Source organism: Bradyrhizobium sp., assembly GCF_019242285.1.
In the GTDB taxonomy this organism is placed as follows: Bacteria; Pseudomonadota; Alphaproteobacteria; order Rhizobiales; family Xanthobacteraceae; genus Bradyrhizobium.
On the sequence record NZ_JAFAVV010000819.1, the window covers coordinates 1 to 10,395 of the forward strand.

Here is a 10,395-nt window from a genome sequence, read left to right on the forward strand (position 1 = left end):
GCTTCCGCGCGCACACTGTCTAATACGGAGAGACCGTCACCCCACCCCGGCACGCATCTCGCTTCGCTCGATCGCGTGCCGACCCTCCCCCTCCAGGGGAGGGTGGGCCCAACCGCTCTGCTCTTCCCATATGCGATAGCCCTGCCCTTTCAGGGGGAGGGAATGCACCGTCCGCGGGGCGATCAATCGAACCATAATGCGATTGCTCTGCCTTGCCGGTGGCCCCGCCGATCCCGATCTGCTAAAGCGCGGCGTAAAAACTCATTGGCCGGGAAGCGCCTCGTGGTCCGCCCGGCCCGACTGGAGACCCGCGATGATCCCCCGCTACACCCGCCCCGAAATGGCTGCGATCTGGGAGGCGCAGACCCGCTTCAAGATCTGGTTCGAGATCGAGGCGCATGCAGCGGACGCGCTGGCGGAGATCGGCGTGATCCCGAAGGAGGCCGCGAAAGCGGTCTGGGCCAAGGCTCGCGACGTGATCTTCGACGTGGCACGGATCGACGCGATCGAGCGCGAGACCAAGCACGACGTCATCGCCTTCCTGACCCATCTCGCCGAGATCGTCGGCCCCGAGGCGCGCTTCGTGCACCAGGGCATGACCTCCTCCGACGTGCTCGACACCTGTCTCAACGTCCAGCTCAGTCGCGCCGCCGACATCCTGCTCGACGACATCGACCGGGTGCTGATCGCGCTGAAGCGCCGTGCCTTCGAATACAAGATGACGCCGACCATCGGCCGCTCCCACGGCATCCATGCCGAGCCGGTCACCTTCGGCCTCAAGCTCGCTTATGCCTATGCGGAATTTTCCCGCGCCCGAACGCGTCTGGTGGCCGCGCGTGCGGAAGTCGCGACCTGCGCCATCTCCGGCGCGGTCGGCACCTTCGCCCAGATCGATCCACGGGTCGAGGAACACGTGGCCAAGGCGATGGGGCTGACCCCGGAGCCGGTCTCGACCCAGGTGATCCCGCGCGACCGCCATGCGATGTACTTTGCCACCCTCGGCGTGATCGCCGCCTCGGTGGAGCGGCTCGCGGTCGAGATCCGCCATCTGCAACGCACCGAGGTGCTGGAGGCCGAGGAGTTCTTCTCGGAGGGCCAGAAGGGCTCGTCCGCGATGCCCCACAAGCGCAACCCGGTGCTGTCGGAGAATCTCACCGGCCTGTCGCGCATGGTGCGCGCCTATGTGACGCCGGCGCTGGAGAACGTCGTGCTCTGGCACGAGCGCGACATCTCGCATTCTTCGGCCGAGCGCATGATCGCCCCCGACGCCACCGTGACGCTCGATTTCGCCCTCAACCGCCTCGCCGGCCTGGTCGACAAGCTGCTGATCTATCCGGAGAACATGCAGAAGAATCTCGACCGCCTCGGCGGGCTGGTCCATTCGCAGCGGCTGCTCCTGGCGCTGACCCAGAAGGGCGCGAGCCGCGAGGACGCCTACCGCCTGGTGCAGCGCAACGCCATGCCGGTCTGGCGCGGCGAAGGCGACTTCCAGACGCTCCTGAAGAAAGATCCCGAGGTGAAAAGATACCTCAGCGACGCCGAGATCGAGGAGCAGTTCGACCTCGGCTATCATCTCAAGCACATCGATACGATCTTCAGGCGTGTGTTCGGCGGGCCGTGAACTCGGCGACCGCTACGATGAGTCGTAGGGTGGGCTAAGGCGCGCTCGCGACGATGCTTCGCATCGCGCGGAGCGCCGTGCCCACCATTCTCTCGACGGTACGGCTCCGGGATGGTAGGCACGCTCCCGCCTTTTGCATGGCAGGGTTCGTTGCACGTGGCCGCCTAGCCCACGCTGCAACTACAACCTCCGCACGTGACGTCTCATCAGTGTCACACGGCGCGGCTGCCTTCAAAAGAACGCTTTCGCTGCCCATCGCTGTTGCGCGCAATGCTGGGGAGACGACCGATGCTGTTGCCTGAACAATACGCCTGGTTCGAGCCGGTGCTCGTTGCAACACTCGTCGTGTTCGTCATCAACCTGATTGGCAACACGATCGGTTTCGGCAGCCGTATCGGCGGCGCCATCATGAGCGCCATCCTGTTCGCCATCGTGTTCGGAGGGCTCGCCTATTTCGGCTACGGCAGCGTGTCGATGTCACTGAGCACGACACCGAGCGCGAGCGCGCCTGCCCAAGCGCGAAAATAGCTTCGGCGAATCAGGCGCAGCGCCGATTGCGGCTGCGCCTGTCAGGACGAAGCTCGGTCCAGGAACGGCGGACGACCGGCATCGCGCGTTATTTCGCCGGCACGGGCAACGGCGGGACGCTGTCATTGGGCGCGCCGGCCTGCATCGTGATCAGGGTCATCGAGACCAGGTCGTAATAGCCGATGATGCCGATCACATCCATGATCCCGCGCTCGCCGAACTTGTCCAGCGCCGCCTTGTAGACGTCATCCGTCACCTTCTTGTCGCGGTAGAGCGCCATCGCGAGATCGTACAGCGCGGCCTCGTCGTCCTTCATCTTCTCGGGCCGAACGCCATGGGCAATGCCGTCGGCCACGGACGGATCGAGCCCGGCCTTGATCGCCAGCGGATAATGCGCGAACCATTCATATTGCGCGGTCCATTGCCGCGCCGTGATCAGGATTGCGAGCTCGCTGAGCCGTGGCGGCAGCGAGCTGTTCCAGCGCAGATAGTCCGACAGCGCCGAGAGCCGCGGTGCGAGATCGGGATTGCGGATATAGGCGCGGTACGGCGGGTTGCCGAATTTCGCGTTGCGCGGCGGCACCGCGATGGCGTCGGCCCAGGCCTTCTGCGGCGGCGTGAGCTGCTCGGACGTCAGCGGCGCAAACCGCGTTGCCTCATCGGCGCGGCTCGCGCCGCAACCTGCGGCGAGCAGCGTCAGGCACACGGCAATCGTCGAAGCTCTCATGGCGGTTCTCCCTGTGGCATTCTGGTAGCGAAAATTCTCTCCATTACCGCCGCGCGCGCAAGTCGTACCGCGTGCGAGGCTTGTTTTAAATTTCCTGGCCTCGAACGCGGCGTTGCCCAGGAGAGCGCTTGTCCCTTAAGCTTCGAAGTAATTTTGAGGGAGTCAGGAGTCGGAGTTGCCGATCGCGATCAGGACCGCCACGACCGCCGACGCCCCGGCGATTCAGCGTATCTATGCACCGATCGTGACCGACACCGCGATTTCGTTTGAAGAGATACCACCTTCGGTGAAAGAGATGGCCGAGCGCATCGCTTCGACCTTGCAGACCCACCCGTACCTTGTCGCTGTGAACGACGGCAAAGTGTGCGGCTACGCCTATGCAGGCAGGCACGCTCACCGTGCGGCCTATCGCCACTCTGTCGACACAACGGTCTATGTTGCAACGGAAGCGCGACGCTCCGGAGTTGGGCGCGCGCTCTATTCCGAGCTCCTGGCAGAGCTGAAGTGGCAGGGCTTTCATGCCGCCTTTGCTGGTATCGCGTTGCCTAATCCCGCAAGCGTCTCGCTTCACGAGTCGGTCGGCTTCGTACCGCTCGGCATCTATCGTGAGGTCGGATTCAAGTTTGGCCGCTGGCACGATGTCGGCTGGTGGCAACGTTTGCTGTGAATGGCACCGGCCGCGGCATCTCGCAGCCATCATTTCAGTGATCGCTGAAATATCAGTTGACGCGCGGCCGAGCTCACGGGGGTCAGAATCCTTCAATCGATTGTGACTACGGCGACGCCGAAACGCGGGCAGCACCCGTCGTGCCAATCGGCCGCAGGACACGGCTTCCGATTTTCGGAATTTTGTTTGACGCCGACCCCAAATCAGTGGCATTATCCGCCTCGTCCCGCCTCCAATGGAGGGGCGCTTCGCGGTCGTCACGGACGTGGGAGGCGGGATGCGGTGGACGTGTCGATGCAGCGCGACGAGCGGCATCGCACGGACGGCGAAATCGTGTGGTCCTGGCGTCGCGACGCTGGCGTCAAGTTCGTGATGATGCTTCGCATCACACGGGCGACGGGGGCAAGAGAGCCCGCTCCCCGGGGAGAGCACGTATAAGCGTTAAAACCATCGCGCAGGGAAGGCCGGTTATCCGGCCGAGCCTGTGGTTCCTACCCCGTGCTTTTTGTTGCACGGGGGCCATGGGTATCGGTCGATACCCGGCCTTCCCTGCGCCCTCCTGAATTTCGAGGGCGATCGTTTCGCAGGACTCGGACGAATTCCGTCGCGAGAACGTGCAGCCATGTCTCGCAAGCCGAGCTCTGAGGGTGGGCAAAGCGCCATCTTGCACGGAAGCCTGCCACGCAAAGGCAGGAGCGTGCCCACCATTGCAAGCACCGCAGAGAGAATGGTGGGCACGCTTCGGTCCTCGCTCTCCGAGCGAGCGCCGAAGCTTAGCCCACCCTACCGAACGCTCCTCAATGAGGACACTACCTCTGCCCACCTCTGACCATTCGCATCGTTACGCGGTCGCGCCGGATGAAATGATGCCAGACGGCCGCCGCGACATGCAGCACGACCAGCGCCAGCAGCACATAGGCAAAGAAGATATGCCGCTCCTCATAGGCGTGCTCGGCGGCGCGGTCGGGCGAGGTGATCTGCGGCACCCTGAACAGGCCGAACCAGTCCGCGTAGTTCTGCGTGCGCGCGCCCGACATCGCCCAGCCCAGCATCGCCACCAGGATGGTGACGAGATAAAGCAGCCAGTGGCTGACCTGCGCGGCGATCCGTTGCCAGCGCGGCGCGTCGGAAGGCAGCTCCGGCGTCGGATTCGCCACGCGCCAGATCAGCCGGACGACGGTGAGCAGCAGCACGACATAGCCGATGTCGGCGTGGATCGAGCGCCAGAAAAAGCGGTCGGGCCGCGCCGGCACATGGTTGACCCACCATCCGAAGGCGATCATGCCGAGGATCGCGATGCCGAGGATCCAGTGAAAGGCCCGCGCCACGCTGCCCCAGTCCGACCTTGTGTTCAAAATCATGTTCCGATATTGCCCCTGGCTTCGGGTCATCCTGATAGCCGGCGGCTCGCCTCCCGACGATTTGAATCGTTCAAAACCGCCATCCAGGCTGCATCCACTTCGCCGCACCCATGCGCTTTCCTCCGAAAAACACCTGAATCGTGTGCCCCGATCGGGTAGGATCAAACCGTGCCATCACCTCCGACGATTCTCGTGTTCGATTCCGGCCTTGGCGGGCTCTCGGTTCTGCGCGAGATCGTGGCGGTACGGCCCGACGCCGACTATGTCTATGTCGCCGACGACGCGTTCTTTCCCTATGGCCATCACAGCGAGGAAGAGATCGTCGCCCGCGTGGTGCCGCTGGTCGGCGAACTGATGGCCGCGCACGCACCCGACCTGATCGTGATCGCCTGCAACACCGCCTCCACCCTGGTGATGTCGCATCTGCGCGCCGCCTACACCCTTCCCTTCGTCGGCACGGTGCCGGCGATCAAGCCGGCCTGCGCGCAGTCGAAGACGCGCCGCGTCTCGGTGCTGGGAACCAAGGGTACCGTGCAGCGCGAATACACGCGGGGCCTGATCCGCGATTTCGCACAGGACTGCGAGGTGACGCTGGTCGGCTCGCCGGAGCTCGCCTCGCTGGCCGAGCGCGCGCTCGGAGGCGAAGAGGTTGATGATGCGGACATCGCCGCCGAGCTTGCGCCCTGCTTCGTCGGCGACGGCGCGGACGCAACCGCGCGCACCGACACGGTGGTGCTGGCCTGCACGCACTATCCTCTGCTGCTCGACCGCCTGATCCCGCTCGCGCCCTGGGACGTGGCCTGGATCGATCCCGCGCCGGCGATCGCGCGGCGGGTCATCGACCTGCTAGGCGGACCCGGCGGCGCCTCCCACCACTGCCGGGCCGAGATGATCTTCACCTCGAAACGTCCGCATCGATTGAGCCGGACACTGATGCCGTTTTTCGGCGGGCGCGTGCCGGCGTAATATTCGGAGTTTTTCGACCCATGTCCGCGACGCCCACCCCGCTCAACCGCCTGCGCCAACAATGGCGCGACAGCAAGCCGACCTTCGGCGCGATCGCGACCATCCCGAGCGTGCAGACCGTGCGGATCATGGCGAACAGCCTGGACTGGATCGTCGTCGACCTCGAGCACGGCCCGATCGATCTGTCGGCGGCCCATGCCATGATCGTCGCGACGGCCGGTACGCCCTGCGTGCCGCTGGCACGGATCGCTTCCAACGAGCCGTGGCTGGCGAAAGCGCCGATGGATCTCGGCGCGCTCGGCATCAACTTTCCGATGGTCTCGAGCCGCGCCGACGCCGAGAAGGCGGTACGCAGCGTGCGCTACCCGCCGCGCGGCGACCGGCTGTGGGGTCCGTTCCACGCGCCGTTCCGCTGGGGCGTATCGATGGGCGACTACATGGCGACCGCCGACGACGACATGATCTGCATGATCACGATCGAGCATGTCGAGGCGGTCAACCGCATCGACGAGATCATGGCCACGCCGGGCATCGACGTCGCCGTGATCGGCCCGGGAGACCTCGCCACCTCCATCAACAAGCGCGGCCAGATCGATGACCCCGAGGTGCAGGCGCTGATGGCGCGCGCCGAGGAAGGCATCCTCAAGAGCGGCGTCGTGATCGGCGGCGTCGCCCGCACCGCCGAGCAGGCCAACCAGATGATCGCGCGCGGCTATCTCGTGCTCGCCCTCGGCTTCGACTGGTCGCTGTTTGCGCGCGGCATCGACGCAAGCCTGCAGGGAATCAGGCGATGAGCCGCTTTTCGACCCCCGGCTGCGCGGACCATGCTACCGGAATTGGGAGGAACACGATTGACAAAATAGCGGGTTTTCTCCTAAAAGCCGCCTGCTCGCGGGCCGGTTTCGGCCCGCGAAGCGTTTCGCGACCCGTGGTCCGTCCCTTGATGCTTTGGGGGCCGGATCTGTCGGCGGTACGGGTTTCCCGGCCGCACAGGAGGGCGCGTTTCCTCAAACCCTATCGAACCTGAAGAGGACGCGATGACCAAGCGCAGTGAGGCGAAGTACAAGATCGATCGCCGTATGGGCCAGAACATCTGGGGCCGCCCGAAGAGCCCCGTCAACCGCCGCGAATATGGCCCCGGTCAGCACGGCCAGCGCCGCAAAGGCAAGCTCTCCGACTTCGGCGTGCAGCTCCGCGCCAAGCAGAAGCTGAAGGGCTATTACGCCAACATCTCAGAGCGTCAGTTCCACGGCATCTATGTCGAGGCGAGCCGGCTGAAGGGCGACACCGGCGAGAACCTGATCGGCCTGTTGGAGCGGCGGCTCGACACCGTCGTCTATCGCGCCAAGTTCGTGCCGACGATGTTCGCCGCCCGGCAGTTCATCAACCACGGCCACATCAAGGTGAACGGCCGCCGCGTCAACAACGGCAGCTATCAGCTCAAGGTCGGCGACACCATCGAGATCAAGGAATCGTCCCGCGAGCTCACCCCGGTGCTGGAGGCAACCCAGCTCGCCGAGCGCGACGTGCCCGACTTCATCGACGCCGATCATTCCAAGATGACGGCCAAGTTCATCCGCATCCCCGGGCTGTCCGACGTGCCGTTCCCGGTGCAGATGGAGCCGCATCTGATCGTCGAGTTCTATTCGCGCTGAGTTGAAAGCCCCGGTTTTGCCGGGGCTTTTGGCTTCCGGAAACTGCAATGTTCTACACCCCTCCCCCGCGCGATCCGAAGGCGCCGCCGATCCGGATCAACCTGCTGTCCGACACCCAGACCCGGCCGACGCCGGCGATGCGCGAGGCGATGGCGGCGGCCGAGGTCGGCGACGAGCAGATCGGCGACGATCCGACCGTCAACCTGCTCTGCGAGCGCGTCGCCGGGCTGCTCGGCAAGGAGGCGGCGGTGTTCATGCCGTCCGGCACCATGTGCAATGTCGCGGCGACCCTGGTGCATTGCCGGCCGGGCGAGGAGATCCTGGCGCATGAGACCGCCCACATCATCGCGCGCGAGGGCGGCGCGCACGCAGCCCTCGGCGGCTTCCAGATCATGCCGCTGACCGGAGCGGACGGCCAGTTTGCGCCCGACACCTTGCGCAAGGCGCTGCATCCGCGCTCGCGCTACCAGCCGCCGCAGACGCTGGTCAGCGTGGAGCAGACCGCCAATATCGGCGGCGGCACGATCTGGAAGAAGGCTGCGCTCGACGAGGTGGCCTCGATCGCGCATGAAGCGGGCGCGGCCACCCACATGGACGGCGCGCGGCTGTTGAACGCGACGGTCGCGACCGGCATCTCCGCCCGCGACATGGCGGCGGGATGGGATTCCGCCTGGATCGATTTCTCCAAGGGCCTCGGCGCGCCGGTCGGCGGCGCGCTCGCAGGCACGGCCGCCTTCATCGACGAGGTGTGGTGCTGGAAGCAGCGGCTCGGCGGCTCGATGCGCCAGGCCGGCATCTGCGCCGCCGCCTGTCTCCACACGCTCGACCATCACGTCGACCGTCTCGCCGACGATCATGCCAATGCACGGGCGCTGGCGCGCGGGCTGTCGCAGATCGAAGGCGTCGAGGTGCAGGAGCCCGAGACCAATCTGGTGTTCTTCAGGCCCGACGGCGCCGGCGTGCCCGGCAGCCGGATGATCGCGGAATTGAACAAGCGCGGCGTGCTGCTTGCCGTGATGGACGGCCGCATCCGCGCCTGCACCCATCTCGACGTCACGGCCGCGATGATCGAGGAGACCGTGACGCTGGTGCGGGAGATCGTGCGCGGGGCGTAGATCAGTTCTCCAGCGCCTCGTAGATCAGTTGCTTCAAGGTCCGCTGGATGCGCTGACGCTCGGTCGGCGTCTGCTCCAGGAGCACGAAGAACATGTCCCGCTTGCGATCGACCACGAAATAGCAGCCGCTGGCGCCGTCCCACTTCAATTCGCCGAGATCGCCAGGTGGCGACGGCTTGGCGTTGCCGGGATCGGTCCGCACGGCAAGGCCGAGGCCGAATCCGAAGCCGTCGCCCGGAAAGTAGAAGGTGTCGCGTCCGATGCCTGCACCGGGGCCGACCTGATCGGTCGTCATCTGCTTGAAGGTCGCAGGCTGAAGGTAGGTCTTGCCGTCGAGGGTGCCGCCGTTGAGCAGCATCTGCGTGAAGCGCGCATAGTCCGCCATGGTCGAGACCATGCCGCCGGAGGCCGACTGCCATTTCTTGACCTTGGTCGGATCATTGATGCGGCCGACCCGGAAGTCGCTGTCGTTCGGCACCGGCTGCGCCATCAGCTTCTGCTTCTCGGGATCGGTGACGAAGAAGCCGGTATCGCTCATGCCGAGCGGATCGAACAGCTTCTCCTTCTCGATCTCATACAGCGACTTCCCGGCCGCGACTTCCATGACGCGCGCCAGCACGTCGGTGGAATGGCCGTAGTTCCACAGCGTGCCGGGCTGATCCTGCAGCGGCAGCTTCGCGATCCGTTCGGCGAATTCGGCGAGGTCGAAATCACCCGCATAGATGTTGGCGGCCCGGTAGGCCTTGCGGACCAGGGTATCGCCGTAGAAGCCGTAGGTGACGCCGGAGGTATGGCGCATCAGGTCGAGCACCGTCGGGACATGATGGGGCGGCACCAGCTCGAGGGTGGAGGTGCCGTCCTCGGCCTTCTTCTCCACACCAACCTTCACGTCGGCGAAGGACGGGATGTATTTCGAGACCGGATCGTCGAGCCTGATCTTGCCCTCTTCGAGCATCTGCATCGAGACGACGGCGGTGATCGCCTTGGTCATCGAGAACAGACGAAAGATCGTCTTGTCGGTGATCGGCGCCTTGCTCACCACGTCCTGGACGCCGAAGGATTCGTGAAAGACCGGCTTGCCGTGCTGCTGGATCAGGACGATCGCACCGGAGATCTTGCCCGTTTCCACTTCGTTCCTGAAGAACTCGCCGACCTTGGCGAGCTTGTCCTGGCTGAAATGCGCTCCAGCCGGAATTTCGTAAGTTCCTTGAGCATGGGCCGGCAAAGCGAACGTCGCCAATAAGAGGCCGCCAGCCAGCAACCTTGCAATATGAATGAGCTTCATCGCAATTCCCCATCCCCCAACGCAATCGCGGCAGTGTAGCCGCCGGCCAGAATGGCACAAGGGCCGCTAAAGCCGCATCATGGCCCGCTCATGGAGGCGCGCTCTCTGGTCCGAAAAGCAACAGAAGATGATACGCGTCAGCAATGACGCCGAAGGCAATGCCGTGGCGGCAACGGCGCTGCCGGCGGGGAAGCGGCAGACGCCGGTTGAGATGGCGGGAAATGCGATCGAGGCCTGCATTGGGCGTCGACGATGGCGTCAACGCCCAATGTCGTGATGTCGGCAACGACGACTTCGAGCTGCGCCGCGCCAATCCGGCGCGTCGTCACGCTCAGGCCGAAGTCGCGGCGTCGACCGCGATGCCCTTATCGGCAAGGAGCTGCTGCAGCTCGCCGGCCTGGAACATCTCACGGATGATGTCGCAGCCGCCGACGAATTCGCCCTTGACGTAGAGCTGCGGGATAGTCGGC

General features: G+C 65.0%; 10 protein-coding genes and 1 pseudogene. 7 read left to right on the top strand and 4 right to left on the bottom strand.

Features of this window, described 5'->3' with window-relative positions; all coding sequences use genetic code 11:
- Positions 1 to 313 precede the first annotated feature (313 nt).
- Positions 314 to 1,621, top strand: coding sequence for an adenylosuccinate lyase (purB, locus tag JOY90_RS33640; protein ID WP_291695399.1), 1,308 nt, complete (start codon positions 314 to 316; stop codon positions 1,619 to 1,621).
- A gap of 288 nt (positions 1,622 to 1,909) precedes the next feature.
- Positions 1,910 to 2,149: a hypothetical protein gene (locus tag JOY90_RS33645; protein ID WP_291695400.1), complete on the top strand. Its 240-nt coding sequence runs from the start codon at positions 1,910 to 1,912 to the stop codon at positions 2,147 to 2,149.
- Positions 2,150 to 2,237: 88 nt separating this feature from the next.
- Here the strand turns inward: JOY90_RS33645 and JOY90_RS33650 are convergent, their stop codons facing one another.
- Positions 2,238 to 2,876, bottom strand: a complete 639-nt coding sequence (locus JOY90_RS33650; protein ID WP_291695401.1) for a carboxymuconolactone decarboxylase family protein — start codon at positions 2,874 to 2,876, stop codon at positions 2,238 to 2,240.
- 175 nt (positions 2,877 to 3,051) lie between these two features.
- Here JOY90_RS33650 and JOY90_RS33655 point away from each other — a divergent pair, with 175 nt between their 5' ends.
- Entirely contained in the window at positions 3,052 to 3,543 is a 492-nt protein-coding gene (locus tag JOY90_RS33655; RefSeq protein ID WP_291695402.1) for an arsinothricin resistance N-acetyltransferase ArsN1 family B, read from the top strand.
- An 809-nt stretch (positions 3,544 to 4,352) separates the two neighbouring features.
- On the opposite strand, the gene JOY90_RS33660 is transcribed toward JOY90_RS33655, so the two are convergent.
- Entirely contained in the window at positions 4,353 to 4,904 is a 552-nt protein-coding gene (locus tag JOY90_RS33660; RefSeq protein ID WP_291695403.1) for a cytochrome b/b6 domain-containing protein, read from the bottom strand.
- 168 nt (positions 4,905 to 5,072) lie between these two features.
- Here JOY90_RS33660 and murI point away from each other — a divergent pair, with 168 nt between their 5' ends.
- The 4 genes from murI (at position 5,073) to JOY90_RS33680 (ending at position 8,640) form a co-directional block, all read left to right on the top strand.
- Positions 5,073 to 5,870 carry a glutamate racemase gene (gene murI, locus JOY90_RS33665; RefSeq protein WP_291695404.1) on the top strand — a complete coding sequence of 266 codons (798 nt, stop codon included), beginning with the start codon at positions 5,073 to 5,075 and terminating at the stop codon, positions 5,868 to 5,870.
- A 20-nt stretch (positions 5,871 to 5,890) separates the two neighbouring features.
- On the top strand, positions 5,891 to 6,664 hold the full coding sequence (locus JOY90_RS33670) for an aldolase/citrate lyase family protein (RefSeq protein WP_291695405.1): 774 nt from the start codon (positions 5,891 to 5,893) through the stop codon (positions 6,662 to 6,664).
- A 243-nt stretch (positions 6,665 to 6,907) separates the two neighbouring features.
- Positions 6,908 to 7,525: a 30S ribosomal protein S4 gene (gene rpsD, locus JOY90_RS33675; protein WP_291695406.1), complete on the top strand. Its 618-nt coding sequence runs from the start codon at positions 6,908 to 6,910 to the stop codon at positions 7,523 to 7,525.
- Between the two features lie 47 nt (positions 7,526 to 7,572).
- On the top strand, positions 7,573 to 8,640 hold the full coding sequence (locus JOY90_RS33680) for a threonine aldolase family protein (protein WP_291695407.1): 1,068 nt from the start codon (positions 7,573 to 7,575) through the stop codon (positions 8,638 to 8,640).
- Position 8,641: 1 nt separating this feature from the next.
- Here JOY90_RS33680 and JOY90_RS33685 read toward each other — a convergent pair whose 3' ends face one another.
- On the bottom strand, positions 8,642 to 9,925 hold the full coding sequence (locus JOY90_RS33685) for a serine hydrolase (protein ID WP_291695408.1): 1,284 nt from the start codon (positions 9,923 to 9,925) through the stop codon (positions 8,642 to 8,644).
- A gap of 331 nt (positions 9,926 to 10,256) precedes the next feature.
- Positions 10,257 to 10,395 (bottom strand): annotated as a pseudogene (locus JOY90_RS33690) (monothiol glutaredoxin, Grx4 family); the annotation flags it as partial.